The 25,043-nt window shown below is 41.8% G+C and carries 20 protein-coding genes; 8 read left to right on the plus strand and 12 right to left on the minus strand.

Going from position 1 to position 25,043, the window contains the following annotated elements; translation table 11 throughout:
- Positions 1-420, plus strand: a complete 420-nt coding sequence (locus OAG1_RS11030) for a helix-turn-helix transcriptional regulator (protein ID WP_152784969.1) — start codon at positions 1-3, stop codon at positions 418-420.
- A 50-nt stretch (positions 421-470) separates the two neighbouring features.
- Here OAG1_RS11030 and OAG1_RS11035 read toward each other — a convergent pair whose 3' ends face one another.
- The 9 genes from OAG1_RS11035 to seqA form a co-directional block, all read right to left on the minus strand.
- A complete protein-coding gene (locus tag OAG1_RS11035; RefSeq protein ID WP_338621323.1) occupies positions 471-3,542 on the minus strand; it encodes an efflux RND transporter permease subunit in 3,072 nt (1,023 codons plus the stop codon).
- Positions 3,539-4,621: an efflux RND transporter periplasmic adaptor subunit gene (locus OAG1_RS11040; RefSeq protein WP_338621324.1), complete on the minus strand. Its 1,083-nt coding sequence runs from the start codon at positions 4,619-4,621 to the stop codon at positions 3,539-3,541. The genes OAG1_RS11035 and OAG1_RS11040 overlap by 4 nt, the downstream gene beginning before the upstream one ends.
- A 1-nt stretch (position 4,622) precedes the next feature.
- Complete coding sequence (locus OAG1_RS11045; RefSeq protein ID WP_338621325.1) at positions 4,623-5,690, minus strand: efflux RND transporter periplasmic adaptor subunit; 1,068 nt, start codon at positions 5,688-5,690, stop codon at positions 4,623-4,625.
- 167 nt (positions 5,691-5,857) lie between these two features.
- The gene (locus OAG1_RS11050; protein WP_152784974.1) at positions 5,858-6,259 is read right to left on the minus strand and encodes a hotdog fold thioesterase; all 402 of its coding nucleotides are present in this window, start codon (positions 6,257-6,259) and stop codon (positions 5,858-5,860) included.
- A gap of 17 nt (positions 6,260-6,276) precedes the next feature.
- The gene (locus OAG1_RS11055) at positions 6,277-9,327 is read right to left on the minus strand and encodes an FAD-binding and (Fe-S)-binding domain-containing protein (RefSeq protein ID WP_338621326.1); all 3,051 of its coding nucleotides are present in this window, start codon (positions 9,325-9,327) and stop codon (positions 6,277-6,279) included.
- A 200-nt stretch (positions 9,328-9,527) separates the two neighbouring features.
- The gene (astE, locus tag OAG1_RS11060) at positions 9,528-10,580 is read right to left on the minus strand and encodes a succinylglutamate desuccinylase (protein WP_338621327.1); all 1,053 of its coding nucleotides are present in this window, start codon (positions 10,578-10,580) and stop codon (positions 9,528-9,530) included.
- A gap of 103 nt (positions 10,581-10,683) precedes the next feature.
- Positions 10,684-13,158, minus strand: coding sequence for a glycogen/starch/alpha-glucan phosphorylase (locus tag OAG1_RS11065; RefSeq protein ID WP_016403234.1), 2,475 nt, complete (start codon positions 13,156-13,158; stop codon positions 10,684-10,686).
- 497 nt (positions 13,159-13,655) lie between these two features.
- Complete coding sequence (pgm, locus tag OAG1_RS11070; protein ID WP_016403235.1) at positions 13,656-15,305, minus strand: phosphoglucomutase (alpha-D-glucose-1,6-bisphosphate-dependent); 1,650 nt, start codon at positions 15,303-15,305, stop codon at positions 13,656-13,658.
- A 37-nt stretch (positions 15,306-15,342) separates the two neighbouring features.
- A complete protein-coding gene (gene seqA, locus OAG1_RS11075; protein ID WP_338621328.1) occupies positions 15,343-15,912 on the minus strand; it encodes a replication initiation negative regulator SeqA in 570 nt (189 codons plus the stop codon).
- Between the two features lie 190 nt (positions 15,913-16,102).
- Here seqA and OAG1_RS11080 point away from each other — a divergent pair, with 190 nt between their 5' ends.
- From OAG1_RS11080 to OAG1_RS11100, 5 genes are all read left to right on the plus strand, one after another.
- Positions 16,103-16,873, plus strand: coding sequence for an alpha/beta fold hydrolase (locus tag OAG1_RS11080; RefSeq protein WP_338621329.1), 771 nt, complete (start codon positions 16,103-16,105; stop codon positions 16,871-16,873).
- A 56-nt stretch (positions 16,874-16,929) separates the two neighbouring features.
- Complete coding sequence (locus tag OAG1_RS11085) at positions 16,930-17,151, plus strand: DUF2788 domain-containing protein (RefSeq protein WP_016403238.1); 222 nt, start codon at positions 16,930-16,932, stop codon at positions 17,149-17,151.
- 18 nt (positions 17,152-17,169) lie between these two features.
- Positions 17,170-17,457, plus strand: coding sequence for a LexA regulated protein (ybfE, locus tag OAG1_RS11090; protein WP_016403239.1), 288 nt, complete (start codon positions 17,170-17,172; stop codon positions 17,455-17,457).
- Between the two features lie 21 nt (positions 17,458-17,478).
- On the plus strand, positions 17,479-18,006 hold the full coding sequence (fldA, locus tag OAG1_RS11095; protein WP_016403240.1) for a flavodoxin FldA: 528 nt from the start codon (positions 17,479-17,481) through the stop codon (positions 18,004-18,006).
- A gap of 87 nt (positions 18,007-18,093) precedes the next feature.
- Positions 18,094-18,684, plus strand: a complete 591-nt coding sequence (locus OAG1_RS11100; RefSeq protein WP_152784980.1) for a lytic transglycosylase domain-containing protein — start codon at positions 18,094-18,096, stop codon at positions 18,682-18,684.
- A gap of 5 nt (positions 18,685-18,689) precedes the next feature.
- On the opposite strand, the gene OAG1_RS11105 is transcribed toward OAG1_RS11100, so the two are convergent.
- The gene (locus OAG1_RS11105; protein WP_338621330.1) at positions 18,690-19,178 is read right to left on the minus strand and encodes a DUF4442 domain-containing protein; all 489 of its coding nucleotides are present in this window, start codon (positions 19,176-19,178) and stop codon (positions 18,690-18,692) included.
- Positions 19,179-19,327: 149 nt separating this feature from the next.
- On the opposite strand from OAG1_RS11105, the gene fur reads away from it, so the two are divergent.
- Positions 19,328-19,759, plus strand: a complete 432-nt coding sequence (gene fur, locus OAG1_RS11110) for a ferric iron uptake transcriptional regulator (RefSeq protein ID WP_016403243.1) — start codon at positions 19,328-19,330, stop codon at positions 19,757-19,759.
- A 48-nt stretch (positions 19,760-19,807) separates the two neighbouring features.
- Here the strand turns inward: fur and OAG1_RS11115 are convergent, their stop codons facing one another.
- On the minus strand, positions 19,808-20,422 hold the full coding sequence (locus tag OAG1_RS11115; protein WP_338621331.1) for a flavin prenyltransferase UbiX: 615 nt from the start codon (positions 20,420-20,422) through the stop codon (positions 19,808-19,810).
- A gap of 194 nt (positions 20,423-20,616) precedes the next feature.
- Here OAG1_RS11115 and OAG1_RS11120 point away from each other — a divergent pair, with 194 nt between their 5' ends.
- Positions 20,617-21,846, plus strand: a complete 1,230-nt coding sequence (locus tag OAG1_RS11120) for an HD domain-containing phosphohydrolase (protein ID WP_338621332.1) — start codon at positions 20,617-20,619, stop codon at positions 21,844-21,846.
- Between the two features lie 70 nt (positions 21,847-21,916).
- Here the strand turns inward: OAG1_RS11120 and OAG1_RS11125 are convergent, their stop codons facing one another.
- Positions 21,917-25,042 carry a multidrug efflux RND transporter permease subunit gene (locus tag OAG1_RS11125; protein ID WP_152784988.1) on the minus strand — a complete coding sequence of 1,042 codons (3,126 nt, stop codon included), beginning with the start codon at positions 25,040-25,042 and terminating at the stop codon, positions 21,917-21,919.
- Between the last annotated feature and the right edge of the window lies 1 nt (position 25,043).

Raw genomic sequence — 25,043 nt, forward strand, 5'->3', positions numbered from 1 at the left:
TTGAACGAGTTTTCCGATCGCCTAAAAGAATTAATGGGTGAACAAAGCGTTAGCGGCTTTGCCCGAAAAGTAGAATTAAATGAGAGCCTAATCAGGAAATACTTAAAAGGCTCTGAGCCAAGTCTGTCTAAAGCTAATCAAATCGCACAAAAAGCCAATTGTTCACTTGAATGGTTAGCTACCGGTGAAGGCTATCAATACCGAAAAGCAGAAGTAGTTGATATGGAAGCGCTTGAAAAAGCAGTTGAGCTTACCTTGGCGGCAGCAGAGCAACACGATTTAAGCGTAGAAAATGAAAAAGTAATGAAGGTAATTGTGGCTACATATCAATACTTAAGAACAACACGTAAAAAGGATGGCTACTTTGATTTAGAAGAAGCAAAACCCTTTGTTAGGTATGTGATGGGATTGTGTGGTTAAAAAAAGAGTTGCCAAGGCAACTCTTTTTTTAGTATTTACCTTTAGAAGGTTTAAAACTCTTTATAGTCGCGATACTTCACGTTAAAGAAGATAACGTACAATACCGGAACGATCAGCAAAGTAAGAACGGTTGCTACACCTAAACCAAACATTACGACCGCTGCCATAGACTCGAAGAACACATCCGAGATCAATGGTGCTACACCTAAAATGGTTGTTACTGCGGCCATACATACCGGCCTAACCCTGCTTACGGTAGATTCAAATACAGCTTGGTAAACCTCTTTACCAGCGGCTATATCTGCACTGATTTGATCGAGCAATACAATGCCGTTTTTAAGTAGCATGCCCGATAAGCTCAGCATTCCAAGTAATGCCATAAAACCAAATGGTTTTCCTAGGAACAGCAAGCCAGAGGTAATTCCTATTAATGCCAAAGGTACACAACACCAAATCACTAATGGCTTTTTAACCGAATTAAACAGGAATACCGTAATCAAGAACATGATTAAATAGCCCATCGGTAAAGATGCAAATAAAGCTTCTTGTGCATCGCCCGAAGATTCGTATTCGCCGCCCCATTGCAACTCGTAACCAGGAGGTAAATCTAAAGCTTCTACCTGAGGTTTTACGATAGAAAATAATTCAGCCGGAAGTATGTCATATTCAAAGTCTGCATCAGCAAATATGGTTAAGGTACGCTTTTTATCGCGGCGTTGAATAATAGGGTCTTCAAACTTAACACTAAAGCCGTTCACTACTTGTTGAATAGGAATATAGCTATTTAAGGTTGGGCTCCAAATACGCAAGCTATCCAAAGAATCAATATCAACACGCTCTTCATCAGGCAAACGACCTACGATTGGCATTAAGTTTGTCCCTTCGCGGTATAGACCAAAACTTAATCCGGCAAAAGCAAATTCTAAGGTTTGGTCAACATCAGATTTATTGATACCTAAGCGCCTTGCCTGTGTTTCGTTAAAGTTAGGTTCTATGTATTTAACGCGGTCACGCCAGTCATGGCGAACATTCACAGTACCTGGAGTGTCATTGAAGATCTTCTGAATGTCTGCTGAAATTGAGCGCAATACATCAGGATCGGCCCCAAGTACGCGTGCTTCTATCTTAGCATCTGTTGAAGGTCCAATTTCTAAATTCTTGAACTTAAACTGCGCCTGAGGAAACTGCTGTTCAACCCCTTTACGTAGCGACGACATAGCTGCCGCGGCGGTTTCTGAAGTGGTTGTACGTACTGCTATTTGGGCAAATGCACCATAGTTTTTTTCTGGCGAGTAGGTCAACATAAAGCGTTGAAAGCCCTTGCCTACCGTAGATGACACAAATTCAACTGCGTTTGTATCTCGCGCCATTTGTTCCATCTCTGAAACCGCTTCTCGAGTTTCTCTAATGTCTGTACCTTCTGGCATCCAAACATCGATTAAAAATATTGGTGTAGAAGAAGGTGGGAAGAATGATTGTTTTACGTAACCAAAGCCCACAATAGACATAACAAAAAGCACAACAATTACAATTACGGTGGGCCATTTGAAGCGTAAACAAAAATCTAATAACACTTTGTAGGTATTAAAGAATGCTCCTTTGTAAGGGTCACTGTCTTCACCTTCAACTTGCTTATCGCCTTCTTTGCCAAAGAACAACTGGGCAAAAAATGGAGTAATGGTAATCGCGGTAATCCAAGACAAAAACAACGAGAACAACAATACGTAGAACAACGATGCCGCAAATTCACCGGTAGAATCTGGAGATAAGCCAATTGGAGCAAAGGCGGTAATGGCGATAATCGTTGCGCCTAACAACGGCCACATGGTTTGTCCTACAATTTCTTGAGATGCCTTTAAGGTACTTAAACCTTTCTTACGCCCCATTAGTATGCCTTCCACAACAACAATGGCGTTGTCGACTAACATTCCAAGCGCGATGATTAATGCCCCAAGGGAAATCCGTTGTAATTCAATCTCCGCTTGCTTCATTAAAATAAATGTTCCTAAACAGGTTAAGAACAAAATCAGTCCAATCAGAATACCGCTTTTAAGCCCCATAAAGACTAAAAGCACAACCACAACAATCGCTACCGCTAAAATAAGGTTCCAAACAAAAGAGCTTACGGATTTATCAACTTCTTGAGGCTGGTTATACATTGAATCAATGGTCATACCGGCAGGACGAGCATAGTCGATTTCCTGCAACTTAGCTTCAATCGCTTTACCAACTTCTACAACGTTAACTCCACTGGTAAACGACACGCCGATGTTGATGGCTTGGTTTTGATTAAAGCTAACCAAATTACTTGGAACTTCTTCGTAGCCACGGGTAATGGTAGCTACATCTTTTAAATAGATAAGCTTGTTACCCGTTGTTCCCGGAATAATTAGGTCACCGAGTTCTTCTACAGATTTAAACGAACCTGTTGGACGAAGGGTAAGCTGGTCTCCTGCAATTTTGATATTACCTGCTGAAGTAACCATGTTTTGTGAATTTAGCAAACTGGTAATTAAAGCAGGATCAAGGTTGAAAGTTGCCATCTTTTGCACCGAGATCTCTATAAACACTTGCTCGGTTTGCGCGCCAGCTAGAGTTACTTTACCAACACCGGGGACTAGTTCTATTTCTCGACGAACGTAATCAACATAATCTTGAATATCTTTGTAGGCGTAGTCTTCTCCAGACACCATATACATAATGCCGTATACGTCACCAAAATCGTCATTAACTAATGGTGTAGATACGCCAGGCGGTAACTGAGGTGCCATGTCACCAACTTTGCGACGCAGCTCATCCCAAATTTGCGGTAGTTCGTCGGGACCATAAGTCCTCTTCATGGTAACCGTAATTTGCGACATGCCTGGCGTGCTTAAAGACACGATGTCATCTACATAAGGTAATGCTTGGATGGCTTTTTCTACCGGGTAAGTCACTTCCTCTTCCACTTCAGTAGAGGTAGCCCCTGGGTACATAGTAACAACCACAGCATCTTTAATAGTAAACGGGGGATCTTCTAACTGGCCTAAGCCGGTAAAGGACAAAATACCGCCAATGAGAAGGATAAGCGTAAACATCCAACTGATTATTGAGTTTTTTACGAAATAGCCTGCAATATTCATTGGTTATCCTTCTTTAACACTACTTTTTGACCTTCTACTAAACGATTTGCACCTAAAGAAACAATGGTATCGCCATCTTCTAAGCCTTGTTCAATCTCTATCATATCGCCTGCTATGGTGCCGATAACGACCTCCTGCATTTCTACAGTTTGATCGTCTTTATAACGCCACACTACAGGCCGTTGCTGACTAATCGTAGAACCATCAGGCATTATCACTGCCGCCAAAGGAACCAAGTGATCGCGATTATAGGTATAGGTCATATCTGCTAAATCGATAGAGACCTTAGCTTGCATACCTTCTAGCACAGCGTAATTGGGATCATAAGGAACCAACATGGTGGCTATGTAACTCCTACTCGCGCTATTTTTCTCAAGGTTCAATTCGTAAGGTAAGCCTTTAAACTCTTTCTCGGGAAATGCTTCAAACCCTACGGCTATATCTATTTCAGAAATTCGCCTTTTACCAAGTTTTGCCACCGAAATAATCATATCCGGTAGCTCTACATCTACCTCAACGTAATCAACTTTATGCATACTGAGTACAGCTGAACCTGGCTGAACATTCACAAAAGAATCTGCAAACACATCACCTACAACGCCATCAAACGGCGCTTTTAGCTCGGTGTAATCGAGCATCAATTTAGCTTTTTTATAATCTGCTGAGGCAACCAAGTATTCGGCGCGCATTTTGTCGTATTCGCTTTGTGATAACAGCTTTTGCTCAAGTAAGGCTTTTGCGCGTTCAAATTGTTGTTTAGTTAGCGTTAATCTAGCTTGGCGGTCGTCAACCACAATTTGATAGTCGCGTCTGTCTAACTCTGCGAGTAAGTCACCTTTTTTGACAGGCTGTCCTTTTTTAACTGGAATGGTTTTAATTTCCCCGTCTACACGAAAAGATAAATCGACTAAGTCGTGCGCGCGAGCAATGCCATTAAAGTTTCGGTCTACCGAGTTTGAGGTCTCTGGTAGTTTGAATACATCGACAACTTGCGAAGATTCTTCAACTGCTTTGTCTGAACCACAACCCATTAACAACGAGGCCAATAAACCACTTAAAAGTTTTTGTTTAAACTGCATTTTATAGTCCTCGTTCCTTAACCCACTTAACCGCAGGTTGCCCATCACTAAGCTCTGACGCGCCCGCAATAACAAGCCAATCACCATCATTTAAACCTGACGTAATAGCATCGTCTTCTAGCTCAACTTGGGTTTTAGTTACGGTTTGCTTTTGGTCATCCCAAACAAATACAAAGTTTTTACCATCTTCTTCAACTAAGCTGCCTGCTGGTGCGCGCACACGTTTAGAGCGACTCTGGCCTGTTGATTTAATTTGAACATTGGTGGCCATGCCAGGAAAAATATTAAGTTCTTCGGGAATAGGTAAAGTGACAACAATGGTATAACTACCTGTTGATGAGTCTGCGACTGTTGATAGCTCTTTTAACGCAGCTTGATACCATTGCTCTCGACCTTGGAACTGCACACTAATAATTGGTTGCGGCTCGCCTTTACGCCTAGCATCTTGAAAGTTTCCAATCAAACTTTCAGGTAGCTGAAAGTTTACGTCAACGGTGGACTCTGTTTGTAAACTTAGTACCTTTTGTTTTTCATAAACAAATTCAAATTGTTCAGCGTATTTGCTGGCTATTAAGCCATCGTAAGGCGCTAAAACTTGGGTATAGCTCAAATTAACTTCGGCTTTATCTAAGGCCGCTTGGCTGATGGTGTATTCACTTTTAGCTCGGTCGAAGTCGCTACGAGAAATAACACCCCGGTCAACCAGTTGTTTTGCTCGGTCGAATAGAACCTTTGCGAGATAGTAATTCGCCTTAGCCACTTCTAACTCTTGGTTGTACATCGCAGGGTCTAATCTTGCTAAGGGCTGACCAGCTTTTACTGCATCGCCAGGCCTTACCAATATTTCGTCCAATCTGCCGGCTACTTGAAACGACAATATAGCTGTATCTGAGGCAAAGGTTTCTCCAGGTAACGTTCTTACCCGAGCGCCGTCGCCAATCTCTATTTGTTTTACCTTAACCGGTCTTAGATGGTTTACTGTTGATTCAATGGGGTCTTTATTACAGCCAACAAGCAAAAAACTGCTAAAAGCTATAACACTTAATACACTGGACGTTCTAAACGACATAGAGATCCCTAACTTAATTTACCAATACTTATTCAACGTTAGACCTAAAAAGGCTAATCATCAAAATATTTGAGCTAAATTAGACTACGAAATTCTATAAAGTTCAGATTGTTAGCAAATATCGTTAATTGCTTGTGGTGAGATCAATTTTTAGGCGAGAATTTCACTTAAATTGATTTAGATTTAACCATTACGGTAAGTCGAGAGCTACATACCAAATCAGATTTTTGGTGGATATCTATTTGCCATACATGCAAAGTTTTGCCTAGTTTTATTGGTGATGCAGTAGCGAGCACTTCACCGTGCCTAACAGCTTTTAAGTGATTGGCATTAATTTCGACGCCAACTACCATAGCGTCTTTGCCAGCGACGCAATATGAAGCACAGCTAGCAAGGCTTTCTGCTAGCACCACGTTTGCGCCGCCATGCAATAAGCCCATTGGCTGTTTTACTTTGGCTGTAACAGGCATTTTAGCAACCAGATACTCTTCACCAATTTCAGTAAACTCGATATCAAGATAGGCGAGCATATTGCCCTCGCCCATCTTATTCAATCCAGCCAAGCTCATTGGCATATTCCAAATACTCAAGGCAGTAAACTCAACAACACTTGTAACGGATGTTTTGGTTTTTCACCTTCTAAGCGTTTTACTTGGCTTCGGCAAGAATAGCCTGTAACCATACACCGCTCTGTTGGTAAGCTTGCCATTTTTTGCTTCCAGCTCAACTCATAAATAGCTTTCGAAGTGGCTAACTGCTTAGCATCATGTCCGTAAGTACCGGCCATACCGCAACAGCCTACAGCGACATCTTCTAACTTACCGCCAAAGCGATTGAACACTTGCTGCCATTGCTTAAATGCATCTGCTTTTAATGCTTTTTCGGTACAGTGACCAAATAGATACCAGGTATCCTTATCGGTCACTTGTTGGTTCTCGAATAGGCTTTCATCTAATGAATCGAGCCACTCTTGCACCACCAACACATTGAAATCACCTCTTGAATCGCCAAGCACGTGTTGATACTCATCGCGGTAACAAAGTACTAAAGCAGGCTCGACCCCTACCATTTTTATACCTAATTCGCTAACTTGGTTTAGAAACGCGGCACTTGTTTGCGCAGAATTATTAAACTTACTCAAAAAGCCTTTAATATGCTGTGGCTTACCATTGGGTTTAAACGGTAACAGCACAGGGTTTAACCCCAGCTTTTTCGCCAACTTAACAAAGTCTTCAACCAACTCTGCTTCGTAAAAACTGGTAAAAGGGTCTTGAACTACCAATACCGTTTTTTGTTTTTGTTCTTCGCTCAAACTTTGTAAGGCTTTGTAGTCATACTTAGTGGTTAAGCTTTCTGGCAACCGCTGCGCCAATGTTGGAAAACTTAAAGTAGGAATATCGACCATGCCGATGGTTTTTTCTACCGCTATGCTTGCCCACTTCGGAGACATCGCGGCATTAAATAAACGCGGCGCTTTGGCCATTAAAGGCGCGTAACTCTCTACGTAAGCCACAAAATAATCTTTAAGTGGTCGTAGGTAACGCCCATGGTAAACATTTAAAAAGCGAGAACGAAAAGTAGGGACATCTACTTTAATTGGACACCCTGTTGTACAAGCTTTGCACGCCAAACAAGTTTGCATCGCATCATATACTTCGTGGCTGTAGTCATACTCTCCTTTAGATTTAGCTATGCTATTTCTAATCTTGAGCAAAATACTGTCTGGAGAAATGAACCTAGAGTTTAGCTTTTGCTCTTGAGCTAGCGGATCAACTTTTAACGCTGCTAACTGGCGAAGCCATTCGCGCATTAAGCCAGCCCGGCCTTTTGGTGAATAACGGCGGTCTCCGGTAGCTTTAAATGAAGGACACATTGGACTACTTGTATCATAGTTAAAGCAAAGTCCGTTGCCATTACATTCCATGGCATTTTTAAAGCTGTCGCGTACCTCGATGGCTATTTCACGGTCATAAGCACCGCGTTTTGTACCATCAACAGAGACTAGTTGCTCTTCACTATGCAAAGGCGTGCAAATCTTGCCCGGGTTTATTTGGTTGTAGGGATCAAAAGCAGCTTTAATTTTCCGAAGCTCAGAGAACAGTTCTTGACCAAAAAACTCAGGACCATATTCAGAACGGAAGCCCTTTCCGTGTTCGCCCCACATTAAACCTTTGTACTTGGCGGTAAGTGCTACCACTTGATCCGAGATCTCGCGCATAAGGGTTTCTTGTTCGGGGTCGCACAAGTCTAAGGCTGGTCGAACATGTAATACGCCTGAGTCTACGTGGCCAAACATACCATAATGCAAACCTTTACCATCAAGTAACTCTCTAAACTCTACGATAAAGTCGGCTAAGTTCTCTGGTGGTACACAGGTATCTTCGGCAAAAGCTACCGGCTTAGCACTACCTGCCGTATTGCCTAATAAACCAACCGCCTTCTTACGCATGTTGTAGATGGCGTTAATGCTGGTTAAATCATCGCAACTTTGGAAACCAATAACACCTAGTTCGGTAACTCCCGTTTTTGATAAGGTATCAACAAGATTACTGATTTTTTGTTGTTGAATGGCTTCATCATTTTCGGCAAATTCAACAATGTTGATGCCCTGCATTTCTTGCTCGGGTACATCACTAATTAACTCTCTAACGCTGTCCCAAACAACGTCTTGTTGCGCGAGGTTAAGTACCTTTGAATCGATAGTTTCAACCGATAAGGCTTGCGCAGCAACTAGGCTAGGAGCATGGCGTAATGCCGACTGGAAAGAATCGTATTTAACTGTGACTAAGGTTCTAAACTTGGGGATGGGGGTTAAGTCCAGTTTAGCCTCAGTGATAAACGCCAACGACCCTTCCGACCCACACAAGATACGGGTCAGATCCACACTATCTTCTTCAGGTGAATAGGCATTTTTTAGATCATAGCCGGTTAAAAAGCGATTAAGTTTCGGGAACTTCTCTTCAACAAGCGAGCGCATATCAACACAGGCGTGCTTAACCGCAGCATAAATATCAGTTAAGGACTCTCTCTGCTGATCTAAGTGATCAACCCTAACAGGGTCAGTGTCAATTTCTTCGCCACTAGCTAGTACGGCTTTTAAGCCAATAACATGATCGCTGGTTTTACCGTAAACCATTGAACCTTGACCAGAGGCATCGGTGTTGATCATACCACCTAAAGTAGCGCGATTACTGGTAGACAAATCAGGTGAAAAAAACAAACCATGCTCTTTTAACATGCTGTTGAGTTGGTCTTTTACGATGCCGGTTTCCACCCTAACCCAACGCTCTTCAACGTTAAGTTCAATAACCTTATTCATAAACTTAGATAGGTCGACAACGATACCTTCGGTTAAAGACTGGCCATTAGTTCCAGTACCACCGCCCCGTGGGCTAAGTTTAATTGATTGGAAAGTTGAAGCAGACGCTAAACGGCAGATCTGCTTTATGTCGTTGCTTGTTTTTGGGAAAACGACTGCTTGTGGCAAATATTGATAAACCGAATTATCGGTAGCGACCGCTAAACGACTGGCGTAAGAAGTTTGAATTTCGCCAGAAAAAGCCGATTGTTCAAGCTTCGCTAAATAATCTAAATACAGAGCCTCAAGAGAATGCTGAGGGCTTAACTTAGGGATCATAAATCCGTTGTCCCACTCTAAGGTATTAAAAATTAGAAGGATTATATCACGGGATCTAGTGCTTCAATACGTGTTTGATAGTAACAATGTGTTGTACTGCGTTTTGTTTACTAGCTAGCATGAACGCAAAGTTAATGAGCCGTATAACAGATTATAAGCTAGTGATGCATCGTGAATTTAGAATCACTAGCTTTATATTCTTATATCAGCCTATGTTTTTTTCCTGCTTGGACAATATCTGATTGAGTCATTCTTTTTACTAACAATACTGCTCGTTGACCAATTGCTACCTTGTCATTAGGAAATACAATGGCTTTAGGACCGTTACTAATAACTACTCGTTCACTACCCTCTTTGGCGAGCTCATAACCAGTTTGGTATTCAGTAAAGTTGGCTTGGCTTTGATTGAAGCTAAAGCAAAAATCGTCTTGATGCTTGTTAACCACATCACTCACTTCAAACAAGATAGCTTTGTTAGCTTCGAATTCTAATGAATTTAATTTGCTAGCACTAAGCAGTTGCTGCAGCGTAGAAACTAATTGGTCTAGCTTACTTAAATCATTCTGACCAAAAGCATGAACTTTGCCTAGTTCAACGGTAAAAGCTACCGCATTGTATTTAGCACTTGAATGATAGCTAAATGTTGATGCTGGCTCGTTTGAAAAAAGTACACAGTCCACTCCACAAGATTGTAACAGCGCTAAACTTGATTTTTTCCAAGGCTTACCATGGGTGAAGGGATAAACGGCAAACTTTTCGTGTTTGGAACCTCTAATCGCAGTATGTAGATCTAAATGATAGGCGGGTAAATGCTGATAGCTTTTATAGAAACTGTCTAAGAGAGTTTCCAATTGATTAGCGCGCTCTACTTCGTAGCAGCGCTCGTAATTTTTATGCTTACCTATAAACAAACGATTTAAGTTTACACTTAACTCTCTTTTAGCCTCGATCATCGCTGGAGGGTTACCAAGAATAACCAACAAGGGTTGGTCTAACTTTATCTCCAAGGCACAAATATCAGAAACTAGTTTGTCTAAGCATTCAATGGGCGCAGTCTCGTTGCCATGTATTCCGGCAGACAACACAATTGCTCGACTAGATGTTGACTCTTTAGGTTCGAATTGCAGTACACCAGGTGCTAATAACTTCACCTTAGTATTATTAGCTAATTCAAACTCAAAGGTGTCGGCGTTTTGTGGAGAGTTTAAGGTGAACGCTAGCAGACCCTGTTGGAGTAAAGCTGATTTAGCCACATCTTGTCCTTAGATATCTTAGAAGTGGGCAATAGTATGCTAGTTTTTCACGCATAAAAAAAGGGAGACATTGTCTCCCTTTTTCAGCTAAGAACTAAGGTTCTTAGTTAGGCATAACTTTTTCAAGTTTCCAGATACGATCTACGTAATCTTCAATAGAGCGGTCTGAGTTGAACTTACCTACTGAAGCAGAGTTGATGATAGCCATCTTAGCCCACTTTTTCTGGTCACGGTAAGCAACGTCTACTGCAGTGTACTGAGTAGTGAAAGACTCGAAGTCTGCCAATACTAGGTACGGGTCACCACCTTCTAGCAAGCTATGCTTGATTGAAGCTAATTCACCAGGTGCGCCAGGAGTGAAGAAGTCTGTTTCTAACCAATCTAGAACAGCTTTCAGCTCAGGGTTACCGTAGTAGTAATCCCATGGGTTGTAACCAGCAGCCTTAAGGGCTTTAACTTCGTCACAATCCATACCGAAGATGAAGATGTTTTCGTCACCAACTTCTTCACGGATTTCTACGTTTGCGCCGTCCATAGTACCTAGTGTTAGGGCACCGTTTAGAGCAAACTTCATGTTACCAGTACCTGATGCTTCATAACCTGCAGTAGAGATTTGCAGAGATACGTCACCGGCTGGGAATAGTTTCTCAGCTAGCGTTACACGGTAGTTAGGCATGAACACAACTTTAAGCTTGTCTTTAATACGTGGGTCGTTGTTCACTTTATCTGCAACTTTGTTGATTGCGTAGATAATGTCTTTAGCTAACTTGTAACCAGGAGCAGCTTTAGAACCGAAGATGAATACTTGTGGGCCCATATCGTAATCTGGGTTTTCAAGTAAACGACGGTAAAGTGCAAGGATGTGTAGAAGTGCTAAGTGCTGACGCTTGTACTCGTGTAGACGCTTAATTAGAACGTTGAACATTGCATCAGGGCTTACCTTGATACCACATAGCTCTTCGATCTTGTCAGCTAGTTCTACTTTCTTCTCGCGTTTTATCGCCATGAAGTTTTTCTGGAACTTAGCGTCGTCTGCAAATTTAGCAGCGCCTTTAAGCTCGTCTAGTTTTAGCGGCCAATCAGTACCAACGGTTTCGTTGTACATGTTAGCTAGCTGTTCGTTACATGCAAGCAACCAACGACGTGGAGTTACACCGTTTGTTACGTTAACGAAACGCTCAGGCCATAGTTCGTAGAACTCTGGGAATAAATCTTCTTTAACCAACTCTGAGTGCATTGCTGCAACACCGTTAGTTTTGAAACAAGTAACAACACATAAGAACGCCATGCGAACCATGCGAGTTTCACCTTCTTCAATAATAGAAAGGTGACGTTTCATTTCGTCGTTGCCAGGCCATTTAGCTTCAACTTCGTCTTCTAGGAAGCGACGGTTGATTTCGTAAATGATTTCTAAGTGACGTGGAAGTACTTTCTCGAACAAGTACACAGCCCATTTTTCTAGCGCTTCTGGCAATAGAGTGTGGTTAGTGTATGCGAAAGTTTCTTTACAGATAGCCCACGCGTCATCCCATACCAAGCCTTCTTCGTCGATAAGAATGCGCATCAACTCAGGAATAGCAACAGTTGGGTGAGTATCGTTCAACTGAATAACAGCTTGCTTAGAGAACTGAGAGAAATCACTGTGGTTACGCTTGTAACGACGAATGATGTCTTTTAGTGAACAAGCACAGAAGAAGTACTGTTGGATTAGACGAAGTTCTTTACCAGCTTCTGACTCATCGTTTGGATACAATACTTTAGATACAGCTTCAGCTTGAGATTTCTCAGATTGAGAATCGATGTAACCACCGGCATTGAAAACGTCCCAATCAAAGAAGTCAGCAGCTTTAGATTCCCACAAACGTAATACGTTTACAGTTTTAGCTTCGTAACCAACTACTGGGATATCCCATGGCACACCTTTGATTTGGCGACCAGCATGCCAAACTTTGCGCATTTTGCCATCTTCGCCAAATACAGTTTCTACGTAACCGTATAGAGGAACTTCTTGAATTGATTCTGGACGGCAAATTTCCCAAGGGTTGCCGTATTCACGCCAGCTATCAGGACGTTCGATTTGACGACCGCCTTGAATTTCTTGACGGAATAGACCGTGCTCGTAGTGGATACCGTAACCTACCGCTGGGTAGTTAAGAGTAGCCAAAGAATCGATGAAACAAGCAGCTAGACGACCTAAACCACCGTTACCAAGCGCCATATCAGGCTCTTCGTCACAGATGTCGTTAACGTCTTTACCAAGATCTGCCAATGCATCACGTGCAGCGCCAAAAACGCCAACGTTGTGCATGTTGTTCACTGTTAAACGGCCCATCAAGAATTCAAGTGATAGGTAGTGAACTGCACGAGAATCTTTCTCAGCATTCGCTTTAGAAGTTTCAGTTAAGCGTTCGAAAACCAACTCGTTTACTGCTGCACAAGTGGCTTTCCACCAAGCTTGATTGTTAGCACGAGCTTCGTCAGTACCACAAGTACTACGAAGATGTTTAACGATAGCATCTTTAAACTGATCTTTTGATAACGCTACTGTGTTTGTTGCTTTTGCCTTTTTAGCGGCCATGTGAATTTCCTTTGTATCTAACCTTTGTGGTGACATCTTCCAACGTAGCATTCGATGGTTAACCGAACAACAAATGCTACAAAAGACTGTATGTGCTCAAAAATCCGAGCTCATGTTACCGATGCGGAACGATATTATATACGTTCTACATCACATTTAGGTAAAAAAGCCTCTCTCAAGACTAAATTTTTATGCATTTTTTGGAAAAAATGCTTTTTCACTCAAAGAACCGAAATGAAGTGTAAAGAAAACCCGCCAAAAGCCCAGCATTTGAAAATGCTTTCATAAGTAAATCGGAAGCAATCTTGATCGGAATCAATTAATACGGGGCTTTTGACTCAAATCGTTCAAATTATAGACCTATACCATTGTAATGCGCTTTTGTAACAAAACTATTACAGAACTTGCAATTTGAAGCAGTTGGCATACGTTTTCAGGCGGAATTTATGCACAAAAAAAGGGTATTTATTCAATACCCTTCAATCGGTGCTTATAGATTATAGACCAGCTTTTGCCAATGCTGCAGAAACAATGGTTTGAGCTTCTTGTTCAATTAAGGCTAGATGCTCTTCACCTTTGAAACTTTCCATGTAAATCTTATAGATAGCCTCAGTTCCAGACGGACGAGCAGCAAACCAACCATTCTCGGTAACCACTTTTAGTCCACCAATAGCGGCACCGTTACCTGGTGCAGCAGTTAACTTTGCGGTAATCGTTTCACCAGCTAGGGTTTCTGCTTCTACCATGGCTGGGTCTAGTGCGCTTAGCACCGCTTTTTGTTCAATGCTGGCTGGTGCGTCGATACGTTTGTAGCAAGGCTCGCCAAACTGTTCAACAAATCCTTGATAATGCTCGCCGGGATCTTTACCAGTAACAGCGATAATTTCTGCCGCGAGTAAAGCTAATATGATTCCGTCTTTGTCGGTACTCCAAACCCCACCGTCTTTACGCAGGAATGAAGCGCCAGCACTTTCTTCACCACCAAAGGCAATGCTGCCGTCGAATAAACCGTCTACAAACCATTTAAAGCCAACTGGTACTTCTTTAAGTTCACGGCCTAGGCTAGTTGCAACACGGTCAACCATTGAGCTTGATACTAATGTTTTACCAATTGCAGCGTCTGCCCCCCACTGGCTTCGATGCGAGTACAAATAGTTAATTGCTACAGCTAGGTAATGATTAGGGTTAAGTAAACCACTGCTTTTAGTCACAATGCCATGGCGGTCGTAATCTGGATCGTTAGCTACTGCTACATCGAACTTATCTTTTAGTGCAATGAGGCTTGCCATTGCATAAGGAGACGAGCAATCCATGCGGATTTTGCCGTCTTTATCCAAGGTCATAAACGAAAAGGTTGGGTCAACACGGTCGTTAACTACTTCAATGTCTAAACCGTAGGTTTCAGCAATCACCGACCAATACGCGATACCACTACCGCCTAATGGATCAACGCCAATTTTTACTTTGGCTTTAGCAATCGCATCCATATCTAACACGTTTGCTAAGTCGTCAACATAAGGCTTAATGTAGTCAATAGCGACAATAGAAGGTTTTGCGATAGCCTCGTCGTAACTAATGCGCTTAACCTCTTTTAAGCCATTAGCCAGAATTTCATTGGCGCGGTCTTGAACCACTTTGGTTACGTCACCGTCAGCTGGACCACCGTTCGGTGGGTTGTATTTAAAGCCGCCATCTTCTGGTGGGTTGTGTGAAGGTGTAATTACTACACCGTCTGCTTGTTCTTTACCTAAACGGTTGTAAGCCAAAATAGCGTGAGAAATAACTGGCGTTGGCGTATAACCCAGTCCTTCTTGATAGCGTACTTCTACTCCGTTTGCTGCAAATACCTCAATAGCTGAACAAAAAGCTGGCTCTGATAACGCATGGGTATCTTTACCTATATATAAAGGACCAGTAGTACCTTGAGCTAAACGATATTCTGCGATTGCTTGGCTTACTGCCAAAATATGGTTTTCGTTAAACGCTTTTTTGCTTGAGCTACCACGGTGACCAGAAGTACCGAATGCCACTTGCTGCTCTCGAACAGATACGTCAGGTTCTAATAGATAATAATCAGCCACTAAACGTGGAATGTTTGCAAGATGCTCAGCCTGAGCTGGCTTACCTGCTAAAGGGTGAATAGCCATTAATAGCTTCTCCGATGCTTAAGTTTAAAATAAAAAGTTAGACCGCTTCGCATAAGCGTTCAATTTGAAATTCTTGTAAGCCCATTTCACTGGCAACGTGTTGCAGGATATGCCTTTTACGCGCAGTGTTGGTATTTGTGATCACCCAATAAGGACTGTTTGGAATAGCTTGAGGTTTGCTGGTTTTTCCAGAGGCCAATAAGAAGTCTTTATCTTGTGAGAAGTATTCACGCTTACTTCCTTTTAATACACAAGCTTTAGCAAACCGCTCACCATCAATAGTATAAAGACCAGAAAGCAAAGATAAGAAACGTTTAGTAGAACTGCCCGCTTCCGATATTTCAGAAAAATTGAAATAATTTAGAGGGTCAATATCGGCCACATCAGTTTGCGCTAGCGAATCAGTTTTTACTGCTTCAACTACTAGCTCTTGCTCAACGTTGGCCTCTTCGTTACTTACAACTACATTTTCAGCCTGTGCTTGTTGTAAATCTTGGCCATCTACTTCCAGCAGTCGCCTAAGAATATCTGAGGCACTTTCACCAATGTGTTTAGTTTGGCTGGCAATGTATAAATACAAATCTTCTTCAATTTCTATCGTTTTCATCGTTTCTTTCTAGGATTGCAAAGCTCTTAACATAACTAATTATTATACATAGCAGCGTTAATAACTCACCAACAATCCGAATTAGATCCTTCGAAAGGCTAATTAGTGAACAAAGAAATGCCTTTCAAATACTTGTAGTAATAGAGCTGCAAAGGCAGACTAACAATTTTGTGACATTTGCGGAGCAATATTGTTGGACCTACATTATAAAGAACAAGGGCAAGGCTACCCTATCCTGCTCATTCATGGGCTATTTGGCAGTTTGTCCAATTTAGGTTTATTAGCAAAGCACCTTACAGAGTTATCCTATCGAGTTATCAGTGTGGATACCTTGAATCACGGTTTGTCTCCTCGCTCAGATTCTATGGACTACCAACATCAAGCAAAAGCGATTAAAGCCTTATGTGACAAGTTGGATATTTCCCACTGCGCCATTGTTGGCCACTCCATGGGTGGCAAAATAGCTATGGCTACTGCGCAACTCTACCCTGATTTAGTTAACACTATTGTTGTTGCTGACATTGCTCCTGTAGCTTACCAACACAACCATGCTGCGGTATTTTCAGGATTAAATAGCTTTGTTCCTAAAGATATAAACTCACGTTCTGAAGCAGAGCAACTGTTAGCGAAGCATATCCAAGAAGCTGGCGTACGCCAATTTTTACTTAAGTCATTAACTAAGACAAACCAAGGCTGGCAATGGCTATTCGACGTTAAGCATCTGGCACTATGTTACAACAGCATCATTGGCTGGAAGGAGTTTGGGCAATATAAGCGTCCCTGTTTGTTTATAAAAGGCGAAAACTCCGACTATATTGTGAGTGAATATCAGCAAACGGTAGGTGAACAATTTCCTAAGGCCGAGCTCAAAATGATTGCCGGAACCGGACATTGGTTACACGCCGAAAAACCAGCTATTTTCAACCGTTTAACTGAGCAGTTTTTAGCCAAGCATATTTAACACCTTGTGACGCTTTATGGTATAGTGCGCGTCGAATTTTTATCTCAAGGATAGTGATGTTCGCAAAGCATATAGATCTTATAGAAAGCCTAGCGCTAAATATTGGCTTCGTTGTTCTATTTTTCTTTATCGGCATGGCTATTCAAGACGTATTAAAAAAAGGCAATGTACCTCCTTTCGGCCGCGCAATAGTATGGCTAGTATTGTTTTTGGGGTGTGCAGGCTTTATTGCAAAAGGGCTAATTCAGCTATCTTGGGAAGGCAGCGGCTTAGCTTAGACGGTTGTTTTATAATTAATGGCAAAACAAAATACAGATCGAACCACTATTGATCTATTCGCCAGTGAAAAAAGAGTTGGGCGACCAAGAACTAACCCTTTAGAGCGGAAAGATCAGTTAAAAACCAATAAGCGCAACCAGCTGAAACGCGATCGTGCAAATGGTCTTAAAAGAATCGAGTTGAAAGTAGAGCTAGCTCTCTTCGAACAGTTAAATCAATTGGCTACTGAGTCCGGCATAAGCCGCAGTGAGTTAATCGAAAAGATGCTAAACAAACAAGTTAGTCAATTTTCAACAAATCAATAGTTTGTATTACAGGTAACATTTATGGCGAGTGTAGGAATATTTTTTGGTAGCGACACCGGTAACACCGAAGCTGTTGCGCAAATGATTCAAAAAGAGCTAGGTAAAAAACTAGTTGAAGTAAAAGACATTGCCAAGTCTTCTAAAGAAGACATTGATGATTTTTCACTAATTCTATTAGGTATCCCCACCTGGTATTACGGTGAAGCTCAATGTGATTGGGATGACTTTTTCCCTGACCTAGAACAAATTGATTTTTCTGAGAAATTAGTAGCAATATTTGGTTGTGGTGACCAAGAAGACTACGCCGAGTACTTTTTAGACGCCATGGGCACTATCAACGACATTGTAGTAAATAAAGGCGCTACAGTTGTGGGTCATTGGCCAATAGAAGGCTACGATTTTGAAGAATCAAAAGCACTTGCAGATGACGCACACTTTGTAGGTTTAGGCATTGATGAAGATCGTCAACCAGAATTAACCCAAGAACGTGTTAAAGGCTGGTGTAAGCAAGTTTACGAAGAAATGTGCTTAGCTGAATTAGCTGACTAAAATTACTGGGCGAAAGCCCAGTTTTTGTATCTGGCCCTCGTATAGTTGGCCAAGTTTATGCTTAACTTGGTTCAGAGGGAGAGCAACTTGTTTAAATACTTATTATTAATTTTAATTGGGATATCTAGTGTAGCTAGAGCCGATGTTTGGTTTTATGAAGACCAACATGGTGTGATGCACTTTGCTCAAGAAAAGAAAGGCTCTAAATGGCGTTTATTAATGCGAACGCCTAAATCGCTAGATCCCCCAAAAGCTAAATCATTACCTCAACGTGCACCCAGTGAGCGCCCTTACCATCAATTAATTGTAGACAGCGCAAAACGTCATAAACTTGACCCTGCCTTGGTACACGCTGTTGTGGCAACTGAATCAAACTATAAGCACGATGCAGTATCCCGTGCCGGCGCCATGGGCTTAATGCAGTTAATGCCGGCAACCGCAGAGCGTTTTTCTGTTACCGACCCTTTCATTCCAGAACAAAACATAGAAGCAGGTAGCCGCTACTTACGCTGGTTACTAGACGAGTTCGAATCACTGCAACTCGCGCTAGCGGCTTACAACTCAGGTGAAAATACAGTTAAGCGTTATGGCTTTACTATTCCACCGTATAAAGAAACACAAAACTACGTGACCAAAGTTATAGAACGCTACAAGAAAAACTTAAGTCTAATTCAGTAATGCATTCAGGCGACTTGCTTCAACTCGGGGCGATACTGCCGTTTAAGGCGGATATATAGCTTACGTTTTATAACCGCAACAACTTTACCCGTCTCGTCAAAAACCTCTGTTGACAATTCAGGCTCAAATTTTTCTCCAGAAGCTGCCGCGTTCAAAATTGTTTCAATGAATGCTTTATCCAATTGGAACTTTGCAAACACTTTTGTTCGGCCAGGCGTTACAAACTTAATCGAAGATTCACTGTCCCATATATGGTATTTGTTGCCTAAAATCGCCATTAACATCAGCGGATAAATAGGATCGGTCATCGCAAACATTGCTCCGCCAAATTGAGAGCGGTTAGCATTTTTATTCCACCATCGAAATGCTAATTGAACTTGGCAAAGATGAAAATCCTTACTGAGCTGGGTGATCTTAATCCCAGAACCCCAAAATGGTGGCCAAAGATTAAGGACAGATCTCGCGACGGTTGCTCTTTTTAGTAAAATATCCATAAACTCAACTGGTCAGACATGTTAACGATAGGTTAATAAATATTTAACTGTGCTACAAGTTTTCTTATCAAGCTTTCTGTTTGTCATGTAAATCCGTATACTACTGGGCAGTTATGGAATGAATAACAGCAAGGGAAAAAATTTCACCTATGTCTGATAATAATTTAGCTCTAAAAAAAGCGGGCCTTAAAGTGACCTTGCCAAGAATGAAAATTCTAGAGCTGCTGCAAACACCTAATAACCAGCACATTAGTGCGGAAGACTTATACAAGCTCTTAATTGACCAAGGCGAAGAGATTGGCTTAGCAACGGTTTACCGCGTACTTAACCAGTTTGATGATGCTGGCATTGTTACTCGTCACCACTTTGAAGGCGGAAAGTCGGTATTTGAATTAAATAGCCAACATCACCACGATCACTTAGTGTGTTTAGACTGTGGCAAAGTGATTGAATTTAATGACGATATGATTGAACAAAGACAAAAAGATATCGCCGAAGAAAACAATATCAAACTAACTAACCATAGCTTGTACTTGTACGGCAACTGCACCAAAGCAGACTGCGAAAGCCGCGAAGATTAGTTTCTAAAAATACAGGTGATCTAATCACCTGTATTTACCTTCCCCTGTTTATTTAGCTGAATATCCCCAACGCGCTACTAAGTCATTTTCTATGCCTATATGGTCAAGAATCCGCGCAGTTACATGTTCTACTAAATCTTGAATGGTCTCTGGCTTATGATAAAAACCAGGATTAGCTGGCAGTATATCCACCCCCAACTTAGCTAACTTAAGCATGTTTTCTAAATGGATCGCCGAGAAAGGCATTTCTCTAGGCACCATTATCAACTTACCTTTCTCTTTAATTACAACATCGGCTGCTCGTTCAATAAGGTTATCTGAAAGCCCCATAGCAATAGAGGCTAACGTCCCCATACTACAAGGGCACACAACCATTGTTTTTGGTGCAGCAGATCCAGAAGCAACTGGTGAAAACCAATCATTTTTACCTGGTACAACAATTTGTCCGGGCTTAGCACTAAACCTCTCTTGCAAGAATGCTTGTGCTTTCTCTGGACTACTCGGCCACTGTTCATCAACTTCCGTAGCTAACACTACTTTTGCTGCACTAGAAACTAACAGGTGAATAGTAAACTGCTTTTTGACTAGTTGTTCTAATAAACACAGCGCATAAGGCGCGCCTGAAGCGCCAGTAATAGCTAAAGTAATCTCTTTATTATTCATGATTTTAATGATGATTATCTCGTTATTGGAAACTGTAACTCACTCGAGAAATTAAATTGTTTAACCTAGCAAATATACTTAAAGATGATTGTAGCGGTAATAAGTGTGCTAAGCGACTTGTTATGAACAATCAAGCATTTATAAATCTGTGACTATTTACTACAATTACTCAAAGGATTAATAAATCTAGCCCTATGTCTAAAACGGAAATACCCACTCAGTCCTTACAAGTCGGACATTACATCAGCCTTCCTCTAGGCTGGACAGCGCATCCTTTCATGCGTAACAACTTTCTTATCAAAAATGATGAGCAGCTAACAGTTGTAAAATCCTTAGGGTTAGACCTCATAGAAGTTGTTCCTAGTAAGTCTAAAATAGCTACTCCTGTAGTTAACCTAAATGATGCTCAGGAAGAGGATAAAGCAGAAGTAGCAGAAGTAGACCCAGATCAAGCTTGGCTAGATGAGCTTAGGGATGGACAAAAACGGGCAAACAAAGCCTACTTACAAAATGCAGAAAACTTCCGTTTAGCGTTAACTAAGTTTACCAGTAAACCCGAAGAGGCTTATTACAGTATCTTTGAACAAGTTAACGTTACATTACAAATGATGTTCAAATCATCGTCGGCTCATAGTGTTTATGTAAGCTTAGAACCTAGTAGCGATGAAGACATTTTCTTTCATAGCGTAAATGTCGCTGTGCTCTCTATCTTAGTTGCCAAAAACCTTGGGTTTACCGAAAAAGAATGCCAACACTTGTGTATTGCAGCGATGATTCACGATATCGGTGAGTTGAAAGTACCTCAACAGATTCGTAGAAAACCAAGCGAATGGACTCAAGCAGAACAAAACTTCTATCAAACTCACCCCAAATTTAGCGCTGAGCTTATAAAAAAGGCCGGTTCTTTTCCCGAAGAAGTATTGCCAATAGTCGTTAATCACCATGAGCGCCTTGATGGTTCTGGCTACCCCCAGGGGCTAAAAGCTAAAGAACTAAGCAAAGCTACCCAACTTTTAGCGATTGTGGATGCGTTTGAGCATTTGTGTGCCCCCTTGCCCAATCAAAAGCGTATGACTCCCCAAGAAGCCTTCGCTTCTCTCTATAAGAATGCCGAAACAAAATACAACAAGCTTTACCTAGAGCAACTGATGAATACATTGGGTATTTATCCGCCTGGTTCAATTGTGAGTTTATCGAATAACGGCTTCGCAATGGTGATGTCTAGTAACCCAAAAGAGAAGTTAAAACCAAGAGTATTGCTGCTAGAAAAAGGTAAGAACTTTGCTAATGCTAATATTATGGATTTGACTAAAGAAGAGCTGAAGATAAACAAAACCGTTAGATGGGAAGATGTGCCGGCAAGCTTAGTAAAAAACTTTGATCCTAAACTACGCTGCTGCTACTTTTTCGACCCTGAACAGTAAAACTTCATCAATTCTAAGCAATAAAAAAGCCCGATATTTCGGGCTTTTTTTGCATTTAAACGGTTGTTAACTATTGGTCTTCAGCATCTTTCACGCCTTTTACTTTTTCTCGTAAGCCTTGCAGCATTACATAGAAAACAGGCACTAAACAGGTACCAACAATAGTTGCAGCTATCATCCCACCCATTACGGCGTAACCTAGAGAAATACGGCTAGCTGCACCAGCACCAGTCGCAATCACAAGAGGAATAACGCCAAGAATGAAAGAGAACGCAGTCATCAATACTGCTCGGAAGCGTAAGCGTGCAGCTTTAACAGCAGCGTCTCGAATGCTCATTCCGCCTTCACGTAATTGCTTAGCAAACTCCACAATAAGGATCGCGTTCTTACACGCCAAGCCTATCAACAATACTAAGCCAATTTGGGTATACAAGTTTACATCTGAACCCATGATCCAAATGTATACAAATGCACCTAAGATAGCGATTGGAACCGCCAGCATTACGGAGATAGGAACCGTCCAGCTTTCATACTGAGCAACTAAGAATAAGTAGGTAAATATTAAGGCCAAACTAAAAATAAATGGCGCTAAGTTACCCGCTTTAAGTTCTTGGTAGGTTTGACCCGACCATTCATAGGTATAACCTGCTGGGAAGGTGGTTTCAGCAATCCGCTTCACTGCATCAATCGCCTGGCCTGAACTAAACCCTGGTGCAGGGAAAGCGTTCATCTTAACGGCGCCATACAAGTTGAACTGATTGATATACTCAGGCCCTAACTTTGGCTCAACTTGAACTAAAGTGTTGAGAGGAACCATTTCATCAAACTTGTTTCGAATATAGAAACGAGCAATGTCTTGCTCTGAATTTCGAAATTCAGTTTCGGCTTGCATGTTTACCCGGAAAACTTTACCAAAGCGGTTGAAGTCATTCACATACATTGAACCTAACATAGTCTGTAAGGTCATGAAAATGCTGCTTAACTGCACTCCTTGAACCTTAGCTTTCTGTCGATCAACGTCTACGAACAATTGCGGTACATCTGCACGATAAGTACTAAATGCGGCAGCTAATTCAGGTGCACTACCCGCTTCTACAGCTGTTGCACGCATCACGCTTGCTAGACTAGCAGGGGTACGACCTAGCGTGTCTTGAATAAAGAACTCTACACCCGCAACCGTACCAACCCCGGGAAGCGCAGGTAGCGAGAAGCCAACAGCTTGGGCTTCATTGTAACTGGCTAACACTCCATTCGCTCGCTGAACGATATTAGATTCAACTAAAGCTGGGTCTTTACGTTCATCCCAGTGAGATAGAATCACTACCATTAAGCCTGCGTTTGAAGAAACGGCGCCAGAGATAATCGAATAACCACTAGCTGAAATAACGTTAGTTACCCCTTCAAGCTCATTTAGCTCATCAACCATTCTTGAAACAACTTCTTTAGTACGGTTAATGGATGCGCCATTTGGCAGCTGCACATCAATAAAGAAGGCTTTCTTATCTTCGGTTGGCACAAAGCCGGAAGGAAGTGAGGTAGCCAAGTAACCGGTAGCACCAATTAGCAACACATAAACGATGCCAACAATAGATAGCTTTCTTACCATGCCGGTAACAAAACCAGTGTATTTGCCGGTGGCTTTATCAAAGTGTTTATTAAAAAAGGCATGAAAACCTTTTTCGTGAACTTTAGGTTTCTTCAATAAAGAAGCACATAAAGCAGGACTTAAGGTTAGTGCGTTAATTGACGAGATAAGTACCGAAATACAAATGGTGATAGAGAACTGAGCATACATTTGACCAGTAATACCAGGCATTACAGCGGTTGGTGCAAATACAGCTAATAGCACCAAGGTCGTGGCAACAACGGGCCCAGTAACCTCTTGCATAGATTTAGTGGTCGCTTCAACAGCATTTAACCCTTCGTCTTGCATTAGTCGCGTGGTGTTTTCAACAACCACGATGGCATCATCTACCACAATACCAATCGCAAGAATCAATGCGAATAAAGATACGGTGTTAATGCTCATGCCGGTTGCAAGCAAGAAAGCAAAAGTACCAACTAAAGATACCGGTATAGCAATAGCAGGAATCAAGGTTTGCCTTACATCTTGCAAGAAGATGTAAACAACAAAGATTACCAGGGCGATTGCGATAAGCAGTGTTTCAAGCATTTCGTCAATAGAAGTTTCAACGAACTCGGTAGTGTCGTACAACACTTTGTAGTCCATATCTTCTGGGAATTGTTCTTCTAAACGAGACAACTCCTCACGAACACCTTTCGCCACTTCTAACGCATTTGCGCCACTGGCTTGATAGATAAACAATAACGCTGACGCTTTGTTATCTAACATCGCTTCTGCGTCATAACTCGCAGCACCAAGCTCTATTCGTGAAATGTCCTTTAGATATACCGCACTACCATCAGGGTTTGAACGAACAATGATTTCCTCAAACTCTTCAGGGTGACTTAAACGGCCTTTTGTAGACAAGGTGTACTGGAATTGTTGGTCGCGCGGAACTGGTGCAGCACCAATTCGACCTGCCGCAACTTGGATGTTTTGTTCTTGAATCGATGCAATAGCATCATCAACGGTAACACCTAAACTGGCCATGCGGTCTGGGTTTAACCAAATACGCATCGAATAGTCCATGCCACCGATAATGCTTACTTTAGATACCCCGTTAACCCTAGCAAGGTTATCTTTAATATTGATCCCCATATAGTTATTTAGGAACAGGTTATCTAGAGATTCATTAGGAGAAACAAGGTTAAGCATCATTAGAATACTTGGATCTTGTTTCTCTACTTTCACACCATTTCGTTGCACCTCGGAAGGAAGGCGAGGCATTGCTTGTTGGACACGGTTTTGTACGTTTACCTGTGCCATATCAACATTACTGCCCACTTCAAAAGTTACGTTGAGGCTATAACTACCATCATTCGCACCTTTTGATTCCATGTAGATCATGTTTTCTACACCGTTTACTTCGGCTTCAATAACCTTAGCTACGGTATCTGCAACTACCTCTGCACTGGCCCCTGGGTAACTAGTGGTTACCGAGACCATGGGCGGAGAAATATTGGGGAACTCTGCTACCGGCAATACCGGTATCGACAAAAAGCCAGCCAAGGTTAAAACAATAGAAATAACAAAGGCAAACTTGGGTCGATGAATAAAAAACTTACTAATCATC

Origin of the sequence: Agarivorans sp. OAG1, from assembly GCF_037076485.1 — a bacterium.
Lineage (GTDB): Bacteria > Pseudomonadota > Gammaproteobacteria > Enterobacterales > Celerinatantimonadaceae > Agarivorans > Agarivorans albus.

Coding starts and splice junctions, on each gene's coding strand:
- OAG1_RS11125 (WP_152784988.1), bottom strand. CDS start 25,042: ATGATTAGTAAGTTTTTTATTCATCGACCCAAGTTTGCCTTTGTTATT.
- ybfE (WP_016403239.1), top strand. CDS start 17,170: ATGGCAAAACAAAATACAGATCGAACCACTATTGATCTATTCGCCAGT.
- OAG1_RS11120 (WP_338621332.1), top strand. CDS start 20,617: ATGTCTAAAACGGAAATACCCACTCAGTCCTTACAAGTCGGACATTAC.
- OAG1_RS11065 (WP_016403234.1), bottom strand. CDS start 13,158: ATGGCCGCTAAAAAGGCAAAAGCAACAAACACAGTAGCGTTATCAAAA.
- OAG1_RS11105 (WP_338621330.1), bottom strand. CDS start 19,178: ATGGATATTTTACTAAAAAGAGCAACCGTCGCGAGATCTGTCCTTAAT.
- OAG1_RS11055 (WP_338621326.1), bottom strand. CDS start 9,327: ATGATCCCTAAGTTAAGCCCTCAGCATTCTCTTGAGGCTCTGTATTTA.
- fur (WP_016403243.1), top strand. CDS start 19,328: ATGTCTGATAATAATTTAGCTCTAAAAAAAGCGGGCCTTAAAGTGACC.
- fldA (WP_016403240.1), top strand. CDS start 17,479: ATGGCGAGTGTAGGAATATTTTTTGGTAGCGACACCGGTAACACCGAA.
- OAG1_RS11040 (WP_338621324.1), bottom strand. CDS start 4,621: ATGCAGTTTAAACAAAAACTTTTAAGTGGTTTATTGGCCTCGTTGTTA.
- OAG1_RS11115 (WP_338621331.1), bottom strand. CDS start 20,422: ATGAATAATAAAGAGATTACTTTAGCTATTACTGGCGCTTCAGGCGCG.
- seqA (WP_338621328.1), bottom strand. CDS start 15,912: ATGAAAACGATAGAAATTGAAGAAGATTTGTATTTATACATTGCCAGC.
- OAG1_RS11035 (WP_338621323.1), bottom strand. CDS start 3,542: ATGAATATTGCAGGCTATTTCGTAAAAAACTCAATAATCAGTTGGATG.
- pgm (WP_016403235.1), bottom strand. CDS start 15,305: ATGGCTATTCACCCTTTAGCAGGTAAGCCAGCTCAGGCTGAGCATCTT.
- OAG1_RS11085 (WP_016403238.1), top strand. CDS start 16,930: ATGTTCGCAAAGCATATAGATCTTATAGAAAGCCTAGCGCTAAATATT.
- OAG1_RS11045 (WP_338621325.1), bottom strand. CDS start 5,690: ATGTCGTTTAGAACGTCCAGTGTATTAAGTGTTATAGCTTTTAGCAGT.
- OAG1_RS11050 (WP_152784974.1), bottom strand. CDS start 6,259: ATGAGCTTGGCTGGATTGAATAAGATGGGCGAGGGCAATATGCTCGCC.